The sequence below is a fragment of the Vibrio sp. Y29_XK_CS5 genome, assembly GCF_024181835.1.
In the GTDB taxonomy this organism is placed as follows: Bacteria; Pseudomonadota; Gammaproteobacteria; order Enterobacterales; family Vibrionaceae; genus Vibrio; species Vibrio harveyi.
The window spans coordinates 186999-207877 of record NZ_JAMZAM010000002.1; the positions used below are offsets into that span (position 1 = coordinate 186999).

General features: G+C 45.3%; 15 protein-coding genes and 1 other RNA gene. 12 read left to right on the top strand and 4 right to left on the bottom strand.

Annotated elements, in window-relative coordinates:
• The first annotated feature begins 68 nt into the window (after positions 1 to 68).
• Complete coding sequence (locus NL647_RS11100) at positions 69 to 503, top strand: YbaY family lipoprotein (RefSeq protein ID WP_005446628.1); 435 nt, start codon at positions 69 to 71, stop codon at positions 501 to 503.
• A gap of 34 nt (positions 504 to 537) precedes the next feature.
• Here the strand turns inward: NL647_RS11100 and NL647_RS11105 are convergent, their stop codons facing one another.
• Positions 538 to 840 (bottom strand): DNA base-flipping protein, encoded by a 303-nt coding sequence (locus tag NL647_RS11105; RefSeq protein ID WP_005446629.1) that lies wholly within the window; start codon positions 838 to 840, stop codon positions 538 to 540.
• Positions 841 to 1113: 273 nt separating this feature from the next.
• Here NL647_RS11105 and NL647_RS11110 point away from each other — a divergent pair, with 273 nt between their 5' ends.
• From NL647_RS11110 to NL647_RS11130, 5 genes are all read left to right on the top strand, one after another.
• The gene (locus NL647_RS11110; RefSeq protein WP_050925875.1) at positions 1114 to 1857 is read left to right on the top strand and encodes a hypothetical protein; all 744 of its coding nucleotides are present in this window, start codon (positions 1114 to 1116) and stop codon (positions 1855 to 1857) included.
• Between the two features lie 174 nt (positions 1858 to 2031).
• Positions 2032 to 4029, top strand: a complete 1998-nt coding sequence (locus tag NL647_RS11115; RefSeq protein ID WP_009698326.1) for a GGDEF domain-containing protein — start codon at positions 2032 to 2034, stop codon at positions 4027 to 4029.
• A 143-nt stretch (positions 4030 to 4172) separates the two neighbouring features.
• Positions 4173 to 4269, top strand: an RNA gene (ffs, locus tag NL647_RS11120) — signal recognition particle sRNA small type.
• Between the two features lie 851 nt (positions 4270 to 5120).
• Complete coding sequence (locus NL647_RS11125) at positions 5121 to 7874, top strand: cation-transporting P-type ATPase (RefSeq protein WP_047513164.1); 2754 nt, start codon at positions 5121 to 5123, stop codon at positions 7872 to 7874.
• Positions 7875 to 8057: 183 nt separating this feature from the next.
• A complete protein-coding gene (locus NL647_RS11130; protein ID WP_253650155.1) occupies positions 8058 to 8792 on the top strand; it encodes an RNA methyltransferase in 735 nt (244 codons plus the stop codon).
• A gap of 90 nt (positions 8793 to 8882) precedes the next feature.
• On the opposite strand, the gene fdxA is transcribed toward NL647_RS11130, so the two are convergent.
• Positions 8883 to 9206: a ferredoxin FdxA gene (gene fdxA, locus NL647_RS11135; RefSeq protein WP_005431654.1), complete on the bottom strand. Its 324-nt coding sequence runs from the start codon at positions 9204 to 9206 to the stop codon at positions 8883 to 8885.
• 232 nt (positions 9207 to 9438) lie between these two features.
• Between fdxA and NL647_RS11140 the strand changes: the two genes are divergently transcribed.
• The 5 genes from NL647_RS11140 to udp all read left to right on the top strand — a co-directional run bounded on the left by NL647_RS11140 (position 9439) and on the right by udp (position 16807).
• A complete protein-coding gene (locus NL647_RS11140; RefSeq protein WP_009698323.1) occupies positions 9439 to 11058 on the top strand; it encodes an NAD(P)/FAD-dependent oxidoreductase in 1620 nt (539 codons plus the stop codon).
• Between the two features lie 344 nt (positions 11059 to 11402).
• Positions 11403 to 11822, top strand: coding sequence for a CBS domain-containing protein (locus NL647_RS11145; RefSeq protein WP_005446643.1), 420 nt, complete (start codon positions 11403 to 11405; stop codon positions 11820 to 11822).
• A gap of 63 nt (positions 11823 to 11885) precedes the next feature.
• The gene (locus NL647_RS11150) at positions 11886 to 13337 is read left to right on the top strand and encodes an MATE family efflux transporter (protein ID WP_005446645.1); all 1452 of its coding nucleotides are present in this window, start codon (positions 11886 to 11888) and stop codon (positions 13335 to 13337) included.
• Between the two features lie 99 nt (positions 13338 to 13436).
• Positions 13437 to 15743, top strand: coding sequence for a zinc/cadmium/mercury/lead-transporting ATPase (locus NL647_RS11155; protein WP_017188339.1), 2307 nt, complete (start codon positions 13437 to 13439; stop codon positions 15741 to 15743).
• Between the two features lie 305 nt (positions 15744 to 16048).
• Positions 16049 to 16807: a uridine phosphorylase gene (gene udp / locus NL647_RS11160; RefSeq protein WP_005437517.1), complete on the top strand. Its 759-nt coding sequence runs from the start codon at positions 16049 to 16051 to the stop codon at positions 16805 to 16807.
• A 163-nt stretch (positions 16808 to 16970) separates the two neighbouring features.
• Here the strand turns inward: udp and NL647_RS11165 are convergent, their stop codons facing one another.
• Positions 16971 to 18131 (bottom strand): DUF1887 family protein, encoded by a 1161-nt coding sequence (locus NL647_RS11165; protein ID WP_005437515.1) that lies wholly within the window; start codon positions 18129 to 18131, stop codon positions 16971 to 16973.
• A 165-nt stretch (positions 18132 to 18296) separates the two neighbouring features.
• The gene (locus tag NL647_RS11170) at positions 18297 to 20288 is read right to left on the bottom strand and encodes a methyl-accepting chemotaxis protein (protein ID WP_005446660.1); all 1992 of its coding nucleotides are present in this window, start codon (positions 20286 to 20288) and stop codon (positions 18297 to 18299) included.
• Between the two features lie 235 nt (positions 20289 to 20523).
• On the opposite strand from NL647_RS11170, the gene hinT reads away from it, so the two are divergent.
• A complete protein-coding gene (gene hinT, locus NL647_RS11175; protein ID WP_005446662.1) occupies positions 20524 to 20874 on the top strand; it encodes a purine nucleoside phosphoramidase in 351 nt (116 codons plus the stop codon).
• Positions 20875 to 20879: the final 5 nt, after the last annotated feature.

The window sequence follows — 20879 nt, forward strand, 5'->3', positions numbered from 1 at the left end:
CGTACAGCAGACAGTTTAATAATCTCCCTCTATACTTAGCGCGAATTGATACACCCGTTGAGGAAACTATGAAAAAAACACTACTACTTGTTACTTCTTTACTATTCGGTGCTGCACTAGTGGGTTGCCAAACTTCTCAAACAACAGAAATGGAATCAGCTGAGGCGTCTATGAAGACAATTACAGGTACAGTGGCTTATCGCGAGCGTATTGCACTGCCTCCGCACGCAGTCGTTACGGTTGCGCTAGAAGATGTTTCTCTTGCGGATGCCCCAGCTAAAGTACTAGCGAAACAAACATTCGAGACAGAAGGTAAACAAGTACCTTTGGCATTTGAACTGAGCTACAACAGCAACGATATCAAACCAAACCACCGTTACAGCCTACGTGCTCGTATCGAAGTGGATGGTAAATTGCGTTTTATCAATGACACTAGCATTCCTGTCATTACAGATGCAGAACAAACGCACCAAGCAAACATTCGTCTTGTTGGTACTCGTTAATCGTTAGCCCAACTGATTGTTAAAATGGCAGCCATTAAGGCTGCCATTTGTATTTTCTGAGCGAGACTTTTCCAATCTCAGACACTTCAATTCCCTCAGCTTCAAGCTTTTGCTTTTGTCTTTCCAGATCGCGACCTTTCAACGAAATCTTCCCCTGACTATTTATGACACGAAACCATGGCAGTTTACTGCCTTCGGGTAGATTACCTAACGCTTTACCAACATGCCTTGCGTAGCCCGGATAGCCAGCCATTTTGGCAATTTCACCATAAGTAGAAACACGTCCGGTGGGAATTTGGTGAATTACAGCAAAGATTTGCATTAAAAATTGGTCCATACTGAAAGTGTCCATTGTTGTTTACCAAGGAATGGTAATACACAAGACTTGTACTTCGCTATCAGTTCTTGCTCCTTAACATCATTTGTCGCTCATCTCTCTTCACCGCCTTTTATTGTTTCTTTTGTGAGCTGCAAGTGATCTCTCAGAGTAAGTTGGAAATACAAAAACAAGCTTATGCTTAGTTTACATATAGACCCGCTCAACGACTTTTAATGCCCAGTTTGACATGCCGTTGAGTTACCAAGTTGGTTGGGGAAGCCAGGAGGCGCTATGATTTTTTCGACACTTCAATTTCTTATTACGACTCTTCTTGCCGTGGTGTGTGCTCGTGCCATCAGTTTGAGCGAAGGAGAGATCCCCGTTCTCGCCTTAATGATTCCCGCACTGTGGATATTGCCACAAGGAGGAATTGCCGGTTTGATTCTGCTCGGTGCCATGACCGTTTATGGTGTCACTCTGTCGATGCAGCCGATTGCATTGTCAGTGGGCGTTTTGATCCTATTCCCACTATTAATGGTCGTGTTCTCACGTCGTAGTTCACTAGGCGTATTGCTTACCGCTGGTCTGATTGTATTGACCTTACAAGTAGGCATTATGGTGACACAACAAGCCGGGAAGCTTGATGGCTCTGCGTGGTTGACAGTGGTACAAACCTTATCAGTGATAGTCATGTGGTGGGCAGCAAATCATTGGAAACCTTCAGAAAAACACAGTTGGTGGTCATTGCTGTTGTTGCTGCCACTGTGGTTAGCTGATTTGCCTTATGCTGTGCTTGTCGCACTAAGTATTACGGGAATTCTGGCTTCTATGGAGGCGTTAACTAAGATTCGAAATCCGATGCGTTGGGGTAAGTTGCTCTGCTGGACTTTGCCGACCGTAGGGTTCGCTGCATTAGTCGTTAGCCCAAACATTGAAGTACCAAACCCTGTCTTTGTTGTTTGGATTTGTTTGCTCGGAACGGCTTGGATGACGGACTACATCTTACGTAGTAGCGATGAGCAGGCAGAGTTATGAAATAGTTGTAGTCGCTCTGGGTAAATAGTGACCCGTGCGGCAGACTCTTGATTTGTTTATGAAATAATAGGCCGAATGTTATATGTTCGGCCTTTCATATTTATTGTGCATTTAATAATAAAAATTCAATCCTACCTTCAATATGTATGAAGGGTCCTTTTAGAAACGTTTGTCATGGTTAAAGTAGTTCAAAGGCTGTTGGTTTTTGCTTGCTTTCTATTGAGTTTGAGCCTCAAAGCAGAACCGGAACAAGCCCCTAATTATAAGGTAGCGACGGAGGCGGATGATGTCGTTACTCGCGTGTTATTTGACGCAGTAGCAGAACATTTTGGTGTTTCGATCCAGTACGTGAATTACTCGAGTTTCGACGCTATTTTGGATTCTGTTGCGAACGGTGAGAGCGACTTTGCTGCGAATATCACCTACACCTCAGAACGTGCACTGAAGTTCAGTTATTCACGTCCAACTAACATTGAATATACTTATCTGTATGGTTTGAATGACGCGACCTTAGGTGAAGCGAGTGTTGTTGGGGTACCAAAAGACACCATCTATGCAGAGCTTATTCAACAAAACTACCCTGAGTTGCTTCAAGTTCCTTATCAAGGGCATGAAGAAGCGGTGGCACTGCTGCGTTCTGGTCAAGTTGATGGGGTAGTAGATGCTATCAATCAACTCAAACCTATGTTGCTAGAAGGCTTTGATGCCAAACTTCTTAATGACCAAATCTCCATCAAGCCTGTTTCTATTGTTAGCCAGAAAGGATCACATCTTGATGAGTTGTCGACGTTTGCCAATTTTATTCACGATGAATCGGTACAAAAGCATTTACGCGAACAAGTTGCGCTATATCAGTTTGAACTTCGACAGACAGCATTGCGTGAATCTATCAAACGACTGCCAATCGATTTAGAGCAGCCTCTTACTATCAAGTTTGAATCTATCTTTCCTTACGTGGTTTATAAAGAGGACGGCTCTATCGAAGGGATGACAGCAGACGTCGTAATGAAAAGCTGTAAAATTTTGGCTTTGAATTGTGTGGTTATCAGCAAGCCTGATGAAAGTTGGGAGTCCATGTACGCCCAATTTATCCAAGGTGAATTCGATTTATTAGCGCCACTGACCATCAGTCGAGAACGACGTGCTTTCAGTTACTTCCCTCAACCTCATTACCAACCAACGTCGGTTATGGTGAAACGCTTGGGCTACAAGCCCAACGTATATTCCCATGTTTCTCAGCTTATTTCTGAACGTATTGGTGTGGTAAAAGATGACTTTTTTGATCAAATGCTTACCCAAATGCTGCCATTAAAAGAACTCAAGCGATTTGATTCTCAGCAAGCAACATTAGATGCCTTGTTAGCCAGAGAGATTGATTACATTGCGATGGACACCGCTATGCTGAATCATTTCTTACGTTTGAGTGAGTTAATTCCAATTGAACAAGACGATGCGATTGGTGAGTTTTACGAATCGGAATTGTCGATAGGGTTAACAACCAATCAGCGTGGTGAAATTCTCGCCCCATACTTTAGTCGAGCAATCTCCATGCTAGATTTGGAGAAAATTGTTGCTCAGTATGACTTAAGACCAGATTGGCGAACCGCCTTAGAATATGAAGTTCGTTTGGCGACGCAGACTCAAGCTGTGTTTGTTTTTGTGCTGGTGTTTGCGGTTGGTGTCAGCTTGTACCTATATCGTCAATCAAACACTGACAACTTGACTGGATTGAGAAATCGACGCTCGTTACAACTTAAGTACCGACAGGGTGTACCAAAGGATCTTGCGGTCTTATATCTCGATATTAACCACTTCAAGCAAATCAACGATACGTTTGGACATCGAGCAGGGGATAAAGTGTTGCAATTGCTGTCGCTCAAAATACATCGTGTGTGGGCGGGTAGAAGTTATCGGATTGGTGGTGATGAGTTTATTTTGCTTGGCTATCCTACTGAGGTTCAGTTAAGTCGAGCGGTTGAAGAGCTGAGTTCACTGGATGTCAAAGACGAACAATCTGATGGTTTGAATGTGGTAACCATTTCTGTGGGTGTTTCCGCCAAGCGAGAACGAAGCGTTAGTCTTGAGCAAGCGCTGCATTTAGCAGATGAAGATATGTATTCGAGCAAACAAGCTTCCCGGAATTGCAATGAAGCAAACCCTTGTATGGTTTAGCTTTAATAGACTGAATTGACCGAGTTTTGTCCAAACGGAAGTGAAAAGGACAAATTCGTCGCTTTAGCCCTTGCAATCCGAGAGGCGATGCTGAATAATCCTCCCATCATTTGAGACAAGCTCTCAAAACAAGAATTATGGGGCTCTGGTCCTCTCGCAACAATAGCTCGTGAACTCGGTCAGGTCCGGAAGGAAGCAGCCGCAGCGTGTGACTTGTGTGCCGGGATGTGGCTGGGGTCCCACCCTTTAAAAGCCTCGCTTACACAGCGAGGCTTTTTCGTTTTTATCTTCTGCACTTTAGAGCCATTCAATACCCTGATTTCTGTACCTATACCCAAGTGACACGCTCCCGAAGGGGGAGTTGCCTTGGTTCGCATGCTTCGTTAACAATTTTCGATTTAGAACCACTAGATCTTCAAATTGTTGCCTCGTATTCAAACCAAGTCATTCTCGCTGAACCAAGCATCTCGAGGTTACTTGGGTATACATGGACGAGCTTCATTCTACGGTAAGGAATCTAAAGTCGCGCTTTTCCCCGCGTTATTCCTTTTTCCCAGAATATGCTCAGAAAATAAATATTCATTACCGATGAATGCAAGTCTTTATATTCTTACAGTGCTCGCATCATTATTTTCTGTTAGCAATTCTTTTATCTTCTCGTTCCTGTTTATTCGAATGGTTTGTCTGCTTGTTAGATTTGTTAGCAACCTTTAAGAAAATTAATCTGTAGAAAAATTACACTTTTCGGGAAATATGAAGTGTATTTTCCGTCTATTCGGGGTCTTATTCATGATCTTTTACACTTGTTTTATTTTTTGTATGACAAAATAAAATTGAGATTGATTGGGGGCAAAGATTCGTCCGCATTCGCCTTTTTCGGGGCTGAAAGTTAATTACAAGTATTCATTGGTTCGGGTAGGTTATTTTTACTCGCTGACATAACACTGAATAGATTCTTGATAAATATTCAAAATGAAAATAAACGGTGCAAAGGTGACGAGCGAGGTGATTTAACTCAATTCTATTCAGCGAATGCTTTTTATCAGTTTGAAATTGTACTGATGTCGCTTGAATGCTTTTTGGAGACCCCCATGACTAAAAAGTGGTTTACTGAGTCGGTTGAAGAAACACTGACTCAATTTAATGTATCAACTGAGCAAGGTCTGACTTCGGAAGAAGTAGAACAGCGTCAGGCTGAACACGGCAAAAATGAGCTACAAGAGCAAGAAGGCAAATCTGCGCTTGAGCTATTTCTACACCAATTTAAGAACCCATTGATCTTCATTCTGGGTATTGGTGCGATTGTTTCCTTCTTCACTGGTCACCTAGTTGATGCGATTGCCATCACTGTGATCATCTTCATCAATGCCATCATTGCATTTTGGCAAGAGTTTAAAGCTCAGAAGGGCATGGAAGCACTGCGAGAAATGGCAGCCCCAACCGCACAAGTTCGTCGCAATGGAGAATGGGTTGATGTCTTGGCGCGTGACATTGTGCCAGGCGATATCCTAAAGATTAATACGGGTGACATCCTCGCAGCGGACGTGCGTATCATCGAAGCGAACCGTCTCGCAGTAGATGAGGCTGCGCTTACTGGTGAGTCTGAGCCGGTTGATAAAATCGTCAAGGTGATTGAAGACGAAACCGTTGGTCTTGGTGATCAGCGTAATATGGGCTTTATGACCACGATTGTGACGACAGGTACAGGCTTAGGTGTAGTAGTCAGCACAGGCATGAAGACGGAAGTCGGTCATATTGCGGATATGATGGCAAACACCGAAGAAACCAAAACACCAATGCAAGAACGTATGGATACCATCGCGAAGACCTTGATGGTTGCGGCTTTGGGTGTGGTTGCTGTGGTTTGTGGTATCGGTCTTTACCATGGTATGCCTTGGCTCGAAATCCTCAACACGGGTATTTCTCTATCGGTAGCAGCAATTCCAGAAGGTCTACCAACGGTTATTTCAATTGTGTTGACCATGGGCTCAACACGTATGGTGAAGAACAACGCATTGGCGAAGCAGCTTTCTGCGATTGAAACGCTCGGTTCAACCACGGTTATCTGTTCGGATAAAACCGGTACGCTGACACAAAACCAAATGCAGGTAATGAAAGCGTACGATGCAAGTGGTCGTTACTGGGAAGTGTCGGGCAAAGGCTTTAGCCCTGAGGGGGAATTCAAACCTCTAGGCCATACGGTTGATGCAAAGCAAAGCCCAGAAATGATGAAAGGCTTGGTAGTTGCGACCCTGTGTAATGATGCGGAATACATCAAAGATGGTGATAATTCGTCAGTGCGTGGTAACCCAACCGAGGGGGCACTGATTGTTGCCGCGGCAAAAGCGGGTCTGGAACAATCAGACATGCTATCAACAGGCGGTTACTCTATCGTCGAGAAGTTCCCATTCGACTCTGCACGTAAGATGGCGTCAGTGATAGTTAAAGGACCTGATGGTAAGCACTTCCTCGCTATCAAAGGTGCGCCAGATGTGGTGTTGCGTAATGCCTCTGGTTTTATGGTTGATGGTGGTGAGCTACCAACAGCTCCAACCATGTCGACAGGTAGCCTTGCGTTAGCGGCAAGTCCAGCAGAAGAGGTCATCGCGAATTATGAAGCGGCAATTCAGGACTTCGCAGAGCAAGCGCTTCGTACTTTGGCGGTGGGTTACAAAGAGCTGACAGAGGATGACCTAAAGCGTGATCCTGCTGAGCTAGAGAAAGATGTGACCGTGCTTGGTTTGTATGGAATCATGGACCCACCGCGTCCAGAGGTTCGAGATGCAGTAGAGAGTTGTTACAACGCTGGCGTTCGCACGGTAATGATCACGGGTGACCATGCACTCACTGCAGCGGCAATTGCACGCGAAATCGGTATTATCCGCAGTGAAAAAGACTTGGTTATAACGGGAGCACAACTGGATGAAATGGACGATGAGGCATTGCGTAAGATTTGCCCGGAAGTGGCAGTCTTTGCCCGCGTGACGCCAGAACACAAGCTGCGTATTGTTCAAGCTCAGCAACACAATAATGAAGTGGCAGCGATGACGGGTGATGGCGTTAATGACGCACCTGCCCTTCGTCGAGCTGACATTGGTGTTGCGATGGGTATTACCGGTACTTCGGTGGCCAAAGATTCAGGCGATTTGATCCTTCTGGATGACAACTTCAGTACGATCGTGAAAGCCGTGCGCCAAGGACGTCAGATCTTTGATAACTTGCGTAAGTTCATTCGCCAAGCACTGACAGCGAACGTGGGTGAAGTGTCGGTTATCTTATTTGCTTTCTTGATGATGGGACCTGAGGCGATTCTACCACTCACGCCATTGATGATTCTTTGGATTAACCTAGTTTCTGACGGCTTGCCTGCTTTGGCGTTGGGTGTTGAGCCAGAAGAGAAAGACTTGATGGAACGTAAGCCGCGCAAGCGTAACGAAAGTTTCTTCAGCGACCATCTCGGTACACGTATTGTGACGCGTGGTTTAGCATTAGGCGGAATGAGTTATTTGGCGTTCAACTGGGCATTGAGTAGCGGTCAAAGCGCTCAATATGCACAGACAATGGCATTCGCAATGTTGATTTTTGCCCAGTTATGGCACTTGTTTGATTCGCGTACGTTTAACTCGCTATATCGTAAGAACCCATTCACCAACAAATACCTACTGGGGGCAGTCGCAGTATCAGCAATGCTGTCTCTTGGCGTTATTTACACGAGTCTTGGTCAGCTTATCTTTAATACCGAGGCGCTGAGTGCTGGTCACCTATTTGGTGTGATATTAGTGTCTTCACTGCCAACGTTCATTTTGTCTGGTATCAAAGAGATGACGAAAACCAAAGTCGTTTAAGTATGGTGATGTCGATTCTTGCAGCATAGGGAAGTGACAGAGACCTAAAGCTCGCCGAGAGTGATAGCTTGGCGGGCTTTTCTTTTCTCTCAAGCAAGGCATCTCTTTAGCTGTGCGAAGGTTTACTCTATAATCCCCCCGTTTTCATCTGGTACTTCACCAACTTTCATCTGGGATATTTTCATGATTTCAAAAAACCAACTAAAACTGCTGCGTGCTTTAGGTCAAAAGAAGCAGCGTAAAGCGCACGGCTTATTTCTGGTTCAAGGTGAAAAGAACGTACTGGAATTGGCGAACAGCTCACTCACGGTAAAGCAGGTTTTTGCGACGGCTGAGTTTCTAGAGCAGCACAGCCAAGAACTCAACAGTTTCGAATGTATTGAAGCGTCACTAGGTGACCTAACTAAAGCAAGTACGCTGGTGAGCAACAATGCAGCTATTGCTGTGGTTGAAATTCCAAACGTAACAGTGCCTCAGGCAAAAGGCTTGATGATCGCATTGGATGGCGTATCTGATCCGGGGAACCTAGGTACGATCATTCGCGTAGCAGACTGGTATGGTATCCAGCACATCATCGCGAGTACAGATTGTGCCGACCCATACAATCCAAAAACCATCAGCGCAACCATGGGCAGCTTTGGTCGTGTGCAAGTTAGCCTAGTGGATTTACCAAGCTACTTAGAAGAGGCAAACTTGCCTGTGTATGGTGCTTTTCTTGAAGGCGAGAGCGTGCACAAAACGGAGTTCTCAGCAGACGGTATTTTGTTGATGGGCAGCGAATCTCATGGTGTGCGTGAAGCGGCGTCTAAATTTGTGACTGACAAGATTACTATTCCAGCATTTGGTGGTGCAGAGTCTCTAAATGTAGCAATGGCGACAGGTATTATTCTGGACAACATGCGTCGTCAACACAGCTAATCGCAGCGACGAATCATAGATACAAAAAAAGCGTAACGAGCCAGACTTTTTCAAGTTGAGGTTCATTACGCTTTTTTCGTTTTAATGCGCTTATTTTTCTAGCATGTCCAACTTGTTTGGCACGCCGTTCCACTTTTCTGCTTCATCCATTGCTGGCTTCACTTCAGTTTGTACCGGCCAGATTTCCGCAAGCTCTGCGTTGAGCTCTTTGTAGATTACTTGATCTTCTGGTAGCTCGTCTTCTTGGAAGATGGCGGCTGCGGCACATTCATCCACGCACAAGCCACAATCGATGCATTCAATCGGGTTGATTACCATAAAGTTTGGACCTTCGTGGAAGGCATCAGCAGGGCATACCGCGACACAGTCAGTGTATTTACATTGGATACAGTTATCGGTTACGACAAACGCCATGATAATCAGCTCTTAAGTTAGTCAAAATTGAAGAATGGGGATAATACTCATCCCAAGGCAAAATTCAACATTCGCTACGTTAATTCCGCCGCGCAACTTGGATTTAGTATGACAGACAATTCAATTTCTCGTAAAATGCGCGCCATTGTGAGCTGACTGCTTTTTCACCCTTGATATTAACGAGGAGAAAATAGCAGTTCTGGCTAAGACACCTACCATAACGAGACATCACATGATTCGTATTAATGAAATTAAACTTCCTCTTGATCACGAGGAAGGCGCGCTATTGGACGCGATTACTAAAAAGCTTGGCATTGCTGCTGAGAAAGTTATCTCTTTTAATGTCTTTAGACGCGGCTACGATGCTCGTAAGAAAACCAATATTCATCTTATCTACACGCTAGACATCATCGTTGAAGGTGATGAAGAAGCGTTGCTAGCGAAATTTGAAAAAGACCCACACGTTCGCCAAACACCTGACATGGAATACAAGTTCGTGGCGAAAGCACCTGAGAACCTAACTGAGCGCCCAGTGGTGATCGGTTTCGGTCCTTGTGGTCTTTTTGCGGGTTTGGTTTTGGCTCAAATGGGCTTTAACCCAATCATCGTTGAGCGTGGTAAAGAAGTACGTGAGCGCACTAAAGACACGTTTGGCTTCTGGCGCAAGCGTACACTTAACCCAGAATCGAACGTACAGTTTGGTGAGGGCGGTGCAGGTACTTTCTCTGATGGTAAACTTTACAGCCAAGTGAAAGATCCAAATTTCTACGGTCGCAAAGTGATCACTGAGTTTGTTGAAGCTGGAGCCCCAGAAGAAATTCTATACGTAAGTAAGCCGCACATCGGTACCTTTAAACTGGTTACCATGATCGAGAAGATGCGCGCGAAAATCATCGAGCTAGGTGGTGAGATCCGCTTTAGCACTCGTGTTGACGATCTGCATATGGAAGATGGTCAAATCACAGGCGTAACGCTATCAAACGGTGAAGAGATCAAATCTCGTCACGTAGTACTAGCGGTAGGTCATAGTGCTCGTGATACTTTTGAAATGCTGCACGACCGTGGCGTTTACATGGAAGCGAAACCATTCTCTGTTGGTTTCCGTATCGAGCATAAACAGTCAATGATCGATGAAGCGCGTTTTGGTCCAAACGCAGGTCACCCAATTCTTGGTGCTGCAGACTACAAACTGGTTCACCACTGTAAGAATGGTCGTACGGTTTACAGCTTCTGTATGTGCCCTGGTGGTACGGTAGTTGCGGCAACTTCTGAAGAAGGTCGTGTAGTAACGAACGGCATGAGCCAGTACTCTCGTGCGGAGCGTAACGCGAACAGCGCAATCGTCGTCGGTATCTCACCAGAAGTAGATTACCCAGGCGATCCACTAGCAGGTATCCGTTTCCAACGTGAACTGGAATCGGGCGCTTACACACTCGGTGGTGAGAACTACGACGCACCAGCGCAGAAAATTGGTGACTTCCTGAAAGGTCGCGATCCAAGCGCACTGGGTGATGTTGAGCCATCGTTCACTCCGGGCATCAAATTGACTGACCTGTCAAAAGCGCTACCTGAGTTTGCTATTGAAGCGATTCGTGAAGCGATTCCAGCATTCGATCGTAAGATCAAAGGTTTTGCATCAGAAGATGGTTTGCTTACAGGTGTTGAAACACGTACGTCTTCTCCAGTTTGCATCAAGCGTGGTAAAGACTTCCAGAGCATTAACTTAAAAGGTTTCTTCCCTGCGGGTGAAGGTGCCGGTTATGCTGGTGGTATTCTTTCTGCGGGTATTGATGGCATCAAAGTGGCGGAAGCCGTAGCGCGTGACATCGTAGCTTCACTGGAAAATGCATAATTTAGTCGCGTGATATAACGTCGAAAGCCAGCCCGATCATAGGCTGGCTTTTTTGTCTTTGCTGCATAGCTAGTTATTTCTCATTTAAATTTCTGAACGACTGGTTACTTATCCAACCTCTTCTCATGCTTTATATTCTCATGGTTATTCATCGAGCTGAGGGCGGTGTTGATGGTATATAAATATGCAACTGAGTATCTATTGTTTTGTCTTATGTATTGATTCGATTAGAGATCGATAGACTAAATCTATGGATAAAATTGCTAATTTCCATTTAGTAAAATCAAGAAATTAGACGACACTTATCTTAAAGGCAGCAAAAATGTGCCGCTAAGGAGATAAGAATGCACTCACTAAAAGTTAAAGATTACATGACGTTACAGGCAGTGACTTTCACCAAGAACATGTCGTTGACGGCGGCTTTGGACAAGGTGATGCAAAGTGTTACTCTAGGTGGGCCTGTTATCGACGAAAACGAGAAAGTCATTGGATTCCTTTCTGAACAAGACCTTTTGGACAAACTCGTTAAAGCCAGTTACCACTGTCAGGACACGCACACAGTAGAAGAGTGTATGCATGATGATGTTTTGTCTGTATCGCCGGATATGTCGATCATTGAGTTGGCCGACATGATGAAGATAGGCAAGCCAAAAATGTACCCTGTGGTAGATGATAAAGAGAAACTCGTCGGTGTGATTACAAGACGCGATGTGCTGAGAGCGATAGGAAAAACGCTGAACGAATGTTTCAAACACCCCGTTTAATTACAAAACAATAAGTATGAAGACGAAAGACGCTACGGCGTCTTTTTGTCGTTGAGGAAGAATATGTCTACGCAAGACGCAAAGTTTGTCCAAGGTTCAACCATGCGCCACATTCTGGTGATGTCCGGAGCGGGTTCCGTGGGTTTAATGGCGCTGTTTGTCGTCGATTTGCTTGATATGTTGTTCATCAGTATGTTGGGGCAGGTCGAGTTGGCTGCGGCGGTTGGTTTCGCGGGAACATTAATTTTCTTCTCAACTTCAGCATCGATAGGTACCTCGATAGCGATGGGCGCTTTAGTTTCCAAAGCGATCGGTGCAAAGGATTTCGAACGAGCGAAGTTGACCAGTGGTAGCATCATGCTGGTGGCTTTTATGATCAGCTTGGTCATTACCATTGGTATGTTCATCCACATTCCCGAATTACTCGCAGCCATTGGTGCGGAAGGAGTTGCAGCGGAGCGTGCTGAAGCGTATCTCAACATTCTTCTACCAAGTGCGCCAATTTTGGCATTAGGTATGTCAGCCGGTGCAGGTTTGCGTGCTGCTGGTGATGCTAAACGCTCGATGTGGGCCACGTTGGCTGGTGGTATCGTTAACGCGATTCTTGATCCTCTCTTTATCTTTGTCTTCAAATGGAACGTGGAAGGTGCGGCGGCGGCCTCGGTGATTGCTCGTTTTACGGTATTGGCATTCTCCCTTTATCCGCTGGTGAAAGTGCATCAGTTGGTGTCCTTTCCAACATTCGATATCTTCAAAAATAACCTTAAGCCGATTTTGGCGATTGCCATTCCAGCAATCATCACTAATACCGCAACGCCAATTGGCAACGCGATTGTAACGACACATATTGCTCAATTCGGTGAGGACTTTGTCGCAGGCTTTGCGGTGATAGGGCGTTTAACACCAGTGTGTTTTGCTGTGATTTTTGCATTGTCTGGTGCGGTTGGTCCTATCATTGGGCAGAACTTTGGCGCGGAGCGAATGGACCGCGTGAAGCGAACACTGACAGACTCTTTGTTGGTTACCACTATTTACACGCTGGGTGTTTGTGCCTTGCTTTATGTTTTGCAAGATTACATCGTCGCTATGTTTAGTTTGACGGGGGATGCCGCGATTATTGTTGTCGCGTTCTGCACTTACGTTGCTATCACATTTGTATTCAATGGCACTTTATTTGTTGCGAATACCTCGTTTAACAACCTTGGTAAACCGCTTTATTCAACTGCATTGAATTTGGGTAAAGCGACAATTGGTACATTACCATTTGTGTACTTTGGGGCTCAATGGTATGGCGCACTTGGTGTGCTATATGGACAAGCGGTGGGTACGATTGTATTTGGTTTACTTGCACTGGTAGTACTGAACAAGCACATCAAAGATCTGATGCAGAACTTTGGGGAAGACATTATTGAAGATGACCCTGCGATTACTTGTGTTAACACTCAGCCTTTCTGTTCGCATGACGCGGTATTGATCGACGAAGTCGCAACGGCTTTGGAAGAAGAAAAAGCGTAATTTTGCTTAATTCATCATATTGTTCTTGACCTTGGAGCTAGCTCCAAGGTTTATCCTTAGTGGCAGAAAGAGACTCATCACCAATAAGGAAAGTGAATTATGTGTACAAAACATCAAGGTTGCCAATCTGGCAAAATCAAATCTGCGGTGGCGGTAGGTGCAAACGACTCTTGCTGCGCACCGGCAAAACCAACTCTCAATATCACGCAAGCGAGCGTGGTCGGCTCAGAAGGCTCTTGCTGCAGTAGCGGCGGTTGTAGCTCAGAGTCTGCCGAAGACGAAGGTCCTGCCGAACCCCTCGAATCCTCCATTCGTCATAGCTGGTTAGTGTCTGGTATGGACTGTCCTTCTTGTGCCCAAAAGTTAGAGAAGGCGATTACCTCTGTAGAAGGGGTTACCAACGCTAAAGTACTATTCGCAACCGAAAAATTGGTCGTCGATTTTGATAACCGTGCCGTCGCGGCTGTAATTGAGCAGGTCTCTCAACAAACTGGTTTTCCATTAACTTCTACCGATGCACCAAAGCCAAAAGCAGAAAAGAAAGGTTGGTTAGGCATTGTTAAAGACAATGTACAAATCCTATCGATCGCAGGTGCAATGGCGTTTGCTGGCATCATTTCTGATTTCAACCCAACGTTAAGTACTTGGCTGTTTACCTTAACCTGTTTGCTTGGTTTGTATCCGGTTGCAATGAAAGCGGTGAAATTGGCTCGTAGTGGCACTCCGTTTGCGATTGAAACATTAATGAGTGTCGCAGCATTAGGTGCACTTTACCTTGGCGAAACTGCTGAAGCAGCGATGGTGCTATTGCTTTTCCTTATTGGTGAAAAGTTAGAAGCATACGCATCATCTCGTGCTCGCAGTGGTGTTCAGGCATTGATGGACTTAGTGCCTGAAAATACGACACTAATTGTGGACGGCGAACGTCAAGAAGTGCCAGCGTCACAGCTTCAGCCAGGTGACATTATTGAAGTCGCTCCTGGTGGTCGTATGCCTGCTGACGGTCTACTTATGACCCAAGCAGCAAGCTTTGATGAGAGCGCACTAACCGGTGAATCCGTTCCAGTTGAACATGCTGAAGGTGGAAAAATCATGGCGGGTGCCGTGGTTGTCGACAAAGTCGTGCAAGTGAAAGTGACGTCTCGCCAAGGTGAAAACGCGATCGACCGTATTCTGCATTTGATTGAAGAAGCAGAGTCACGCAAAGCACCGCTTGAACGCTTCCTAGATAAATTCAGTCGTTGGTACACACCGCTGATGATGCTTGTCTCTCTATTAGTCATCATCACACCGCCATTGCTGTTTGCACAACCTTGGGAGACATGGGTATACCGCGGTTTAGCATTGTTATTGATCGCATGTCCATGTGCTTTGGTTATCTCTACTCCTGCAGCGATTACCTCAGGTTTAGCCGCGGCAGCAAAACGAGGTGCCTTGATCAAAGGCGGTGCAGCGTTGGAACTGTTGGGACGTGTTGAATCTGTCGCGTTCGACAAAACAGGTACTTTGACACAAGGTAAACCGCAAGTGACTGACGTGGTTCCATTCGATGTAACAGAAGAGCAGCTATTAAGCTTAACGGCGTCGATTGAGATTGGCTCAAGTCACCCACTAGCGTTATCGCTGGTAAGTAAAGCGCAAGAGCAAGGCATCAATATTCCTGAAGCGGCAGATAAAACTGCGCAGGTTGGTTCTGGTGTGACAGGTGTGGTTGAAGGGAAGTTGGTTCAAGTCATCGCACCATCGAAAGCAGACTTCCCAATCTCGCAACAGGTTGAGCAACAAGTGGTTGAGTTAGAAGGGCAGGGTAAAACGGTCGTTATTGCTCGTCATGATCATGAAGTCATTGGTTTGATCGCATGGCAAGACACGCTTCGCCAAGACGCCCAGCAAGCGGTTGCTGCACTGAAGAAACTTGGTATTTCATCAGTCATGTTAACCGGTGATAACCCACGTAGTGCAGAAGCTATTGCTAACCAGATTGGTCTTGATTACAAAGCCAGTCTGTTACCAGCGGATAAAGTGCACTATGTGGAAGAGATATCAGCGCAACACACTGTCGCGATGGTCGGAGATGGTATTAACGATGCACCGGCGATGAAAGCATCCAGCATCGGTATCGCCATGGGTGGTGGTACGGATGTTGCGCTAGAAACCGCAGATGCGGCCCTGACTCACAACCGCTTGGTTGAATTGCCTGCGATGATTGAGCTATCACGTGCGACGCTCAATAATATTCGTCAGAACGTAGCGTTGGCTTTAGGCTTGAAAGGCGTGTTCTTGGTGACAAGCTTACTCGGTATTACTGGGTTATGGGTTGCGGTATTAGCCGACAGCGGGGCTACTGCCTTGGTGACTTTGAACGCTCTAAGACTATTACGCTTTGAAACTAAGCAAGTAAAATAATCATAAACGTGTATTAAGAATTAGCCTGAGGCGGAGACGTCTCAGGCTTTTTTATATCTGTTAATCGAGATGGTCTTAGTGATGGTTTCGTTTGGTGAATCACTGATTACTATGCAATGAAATGATCTTTTGGTCTGTAAAGTGTGATCCAAACCGTTTTTATTTGAAAGTGTAGATTTATTACATTGTTTCATTGTGATTGCGATCACTCAATGTTGGTAAAAGGTTCGCTACAGTGCATCTGTACCCAACAACTTATTAATGAGCTTATTGTTTACAAAATAAGCCACAACAAGGAGCGACTTATGTCTCAAGCTGTATTCCATTTAGGTGTTACTGAAGCTGATCTTAATGGTGCTACTCTAGCAATCATTCCAGGCGATCCAGCACGCGTACAAAAAATCGCAGAAGAAATGGAAAACCCAGTATTTCTAGCAAGTCACCGTGAATACACGCTATACCGTGCGGAGCTAGACGGTAAACCTGTTGTGGTTTGTTCTACAGGTATCGGTGGTCCATCTACTTCTATTGCAGTAGAAGAGCTAGCGCAACTTGGTGTTCGTACTTTCCTACGTGTTGGTACTACTGGCGCAATCCAACCACACGTAAACGTAGGTGACATGATCGTTACGACAGGTTCTGTTCGTCTAGATGGCGCGAGCCTACACTTTGCTCCAATGGAGTTCCCAGCAGTAGCAGATTTCGAAATCGCAACAGCAATGAAAGCTGCAGTTGAAGAGTCTGGTGCAACAGTTCATATGGGTGTGACTGCTTCAAGTGACACTTTCTACCCAGGTCAAGAGCGTTACGATACTTTCTCTGGTCGTGTTGTTAAGCGTTTCCAAGGTTCTATGCAAGAGTGGCAAGACATGGGCGTTCTGAACTTCGAAATGGAGTCAGCAACATTGCTAACCATGTGTGCAAGTTCTGGCCTGAAAGCAGGTTGTGTGGCGGGTGTAATCATCAACCGTACACAAAAAGAGATTCCAGATCATTCAACTCTGAAAGAAACGGAAGCTCGCTCAATTAAAGTTGTAGTAGAAGCCGCTCGTAAGATGCTTTAAGTACAACATTAGTTGGCATTTAAACAAACGGGAAAAACCAGAGGTTCGCCTCTGGTTTTTTCTATCTGTTCGTTTTGTTTGGGTGCAACAACTTTAAACCTGACGCAATAAAAAAAAGCAGCCGAGAGGGCTGCTTTTCTGTTTTTTGATTGGAGGTTAAAAACTAGATTTCGTCAGAACCGCCAGCGGCTTCAAACCATGCAGAAAGGTGAGTTTTGAGATCTTTGAGTTCATCAGGACCGATCAGTGCCAAACCTAAATCTTCTGCACGAGTGATGTCATTATGGCGCAGTGGGCGGAAGCTCACCAACATCGCTCTTGCTTGTAGACCGCCAAGAAGATCACGCAGCGATTCAAGTTTGTAGAGCGTGTCATCGCCATCGTCACGCATGCCTTTGGTTTTACATTCGATGATGTGAAGCTTGTTGTTCACCACCGTTGCCACGTCAAGCTCATTACGAACTTCACTTTCACCGAGTTTGCGATAAACCTGCACGTTCAACGAACGGTCTTGAATGGTCGGCATGGTGTCTTGAATTTGTTTAACGGTACTGTGAACCAGAGTTTCTAACCACTCACCATTTGAGAAGCGGCGTGCATCTTCGTCAGCAAACGTCAGTACGCCGTTTTCGTAAGTGGCGATTTGCGCTTCGACCAAGTCGGTCAACAACATGTTCAGTTCACGGTAGCCTTGTTGTTTCTCAGAAAGCTCAACATCTAGCTTTTGCTCTTTACGACACGTTGTTGCAAGGTAGTTTAGTGTAGCAAGACCAGGACCAAGCTCTAACGCGTTAGACGCCCAGCGCTCGCCAAGTTCATACAGCTTTTGATCAAGTTGAGGAGGAAGGTCTACGTGGTGGAATTCACCGCGCGCACCGAAAATTGTAAGGTAGTCAGAAATCGTAATGTGGTCTTCTACTTGCGTGTCTTCTTTGCCATCTGGGTAAAGCCAGCATAATTTGTCACTGTTTGGCTCTACAACGAAGATTGGCCAGCGATAAGTACGGAAGACTTCGTACACGGAAAGCAGACGGTGACGAAGACCACAGCTTGCATTGAGTTTAACTTCTTCGCCTCGGTCGTGGAGGTCTTTTGCCAATTTGTGGACAGATTGTTTGATCAGAGAAGTGTTTACTGCAGAAGGAATTTCAAAGAATTCGGAAGTAATTTCTCGCTGCTCTAATACTGCGCTCAGTCGCTCGTACATATCGGATTGGCTTTTGTCGCCGATGAAGACGATATGTGTACTTACAGTGCGATTATCCAAAAGAGGAGTGACTAATCTCACTGGATCTTGGTCGATAATACCAACATGAACAGCCATAGGTTTTCCTTCTTATTTGGCTTGCTCGAAAAGAGAAAAGAAAAGGGATGAGCAAGCCATAATAACCATATGTAGACAAGGCTCATAAAAAACAAGGGTGACTTTAATAAAAAGTCACCCTTATACAGTTGGTTGCAATAAATCCGCTACTTGTCGCGTTCGATTTTATAGCTTAAATCGATGAACCAGTTCATTTTGCTGATGCGCAAGTTGCGTCATTGATTCGCTGGTTTGCGCAATGCTAGACATCGCGTGATAGCTTTGGTCTGCAATGCTATTGATGTCTTCAATGCTGCGTGCAATATCGGCAGAAGTCTCGCTCTGCTCAGCTGCCGCCTGAGATATATGCGTGCTCATTTGGCTGATTTCGATGATCAGTGCTTGGATTTCTTCCATTGAACTGTTTGCTTTTGATGCTTGTTCCACCGACATTTCCATATCACTCATACAACTTTGAATCACCTGACTCGCGGTTTGTGAACTGGTTTGTAGGTTACTGATCATTGACTCAATCTCAGTTGTCGATTGTGTCGTCTTGGAAGCTAACACTCGAACTTCATCGGCAACAACTGCAAAACCACGACCTTGCTCGCCAGCACGTGCTGCCTCAATGGCGGCATTCAGTGCGAGTAGGTTGGTTTGTTCAGCAATGTTACGAATTACATCCAGAATCGAGCCAATTTGCCCACTCATTTTCTGCAATTCAGAAACTGCAGACACTGATTCATTTAAACGTGTCTCAAGTTGGTTGATGGTCGAGATATTGCTGTTCATCACGTTGCGTCCTTGGTCAGACGCTGTCTCAACACGTTGTACCATCTCTAGCGAGCCTTGTGCACTCTGCGCGACTTCTTGTACTGAGTGAGACATCTCAGTCATTGCTGTCGCCACATTAGCGGTTTGCTCACGTTGAGAATTCAATTGTGTTTGTGCTTGTGAAGAAGTTTGCTCGTTGGTTGATGCGGTTGTTGCTAAGTTGTCTGATGCATCGTTTAGTTTCACAAGGATGTTGTGCAAGCTATCCGCGAGCGTATTGATGTGACCGCTCACACGGCTGAATTCGTTGTTGTAACGGTTGTCGATACGTTGCGTCATATCGCCTTCTGTAAGACCTTCCAACGCTTTTAAGATGCGAGTTAGTGGTTCACGAACACTTTGCGCGATGTGGTAGCCGATCGCTGTTGCAAAGAGAACCACAATAACAGCAATGACAATCGCTTTAGTCACGCCCGCTGAGTAGATGTCCCCAGCGTCAGCGAGAGACTCGTTCAGCTTGTCGGTTGCGGTTGTGGTGAATTGTTCAAGAATTGCCATGCTAGAGTCTACTTTTGTCGCTAGGTTAGCAATGTTATTGTACAACGCAGATCGAGCCGATAAGTAACTGTTGTGTTGATCCAATACTCCGCCACGCATACCTACGTCGCGAGTAAACTGCTCAACGGATTCGCCGAAGGCTTTTTGCAGCTCAGGCAGTTGTGTCACAAGTCCACGGAACGCGTAGTTTAGGTGCGTGACTGCTTTACGGTTTTTTGCTACCGCTTGAGTTACGAATTCTGGGTTGGTACTTGCCAGCGCATCCGAGGTAATAACTTCAGCATCTTTTAATTTAATGAAGTAGCTTTTTGCCATCACTTTCACTGAGATGCTGGATTGATCTGCGACGTATTCTTTAAGACCAACAGAAAGCTCTGTGTTGAGCTTTTGGAAACGACGCGATGATTTTTGCACTTCTTCTTGTGCTGAGAACATCGCTTCATAGTTGTCCATGGCTTCTTTTGCTTCGGTAAAGTAGCTCTGCTCAAGTTCTTTAAGTTGAGAAAATGGTTCGGCAAGAGAAGGGTAGATTTGACTCGCGATTTCAAGTTGACTCAATGTCCCTTCAAAGCGCTGTTGAGATTTAGCAAATTCCTGACGCATTTCATCCATGCGTTGTTTATTCTCTGTGGTCAGGAAATCCTTAAAAGATTTATCTGCGGAAAGCAGTTCCACACTGGTCTGGTTAGATAGTGAAACAAGTGGTAATGAAGACTTGGATACTGTCTCAAACTTACCGTGAATATCATTCATGCCCCCCATCATAATGGCAATCGTGACCGCAAACAGGACGATGATTAGCGCGAAGCCTGCATACATCCGTTTAATAACTGAACCTCGCATAAGTGAGCTTCCTCTCCCAAAAATAGACAAGATAAATAAGAAATGTCTTAAAAAAGTAACAAAATTCATTGGATTGTATTGAGTTTGAGACGCTCGTTTTATGACGGACACGACAAAAAAAGCTTCAACGTAACGGCTTATATTGATAATGTTAAGTGAACACTGTTTTTTATTGAGCTCGCTTTTGGCTTAGCGCATACTAAATAGGTTACACACCTTATAAAATGGAGTACCCATGGCGGAAGAAACCATCTTTAGCAAAATTATTCGCAAAGAAATCCCAGCAGATGTCCTTTACCAAGATGATTTAGTAACGGCGTTTCGTGATATTAATCCGCGTGCACCAAGCCACATTCTTATCATTCCAAATAAGCTGATCCCGACAACTAATGACGTGGAAGCCGAAGATGAAGCGATGATGGGGCGCATGTTCACGGTTGCGAAAAAGCTCGCTAAAGAAGAAGGCATTGCAGAAGACGGTTACCGTTTGATTGTAAACTGTAACTCACATGGCGGTCAGGAAGTCTATCATATTCATATGCATCTAGTGGGCGGTCGTCCTTTAGGTCCAATGGTATTGAGCTAATCTAT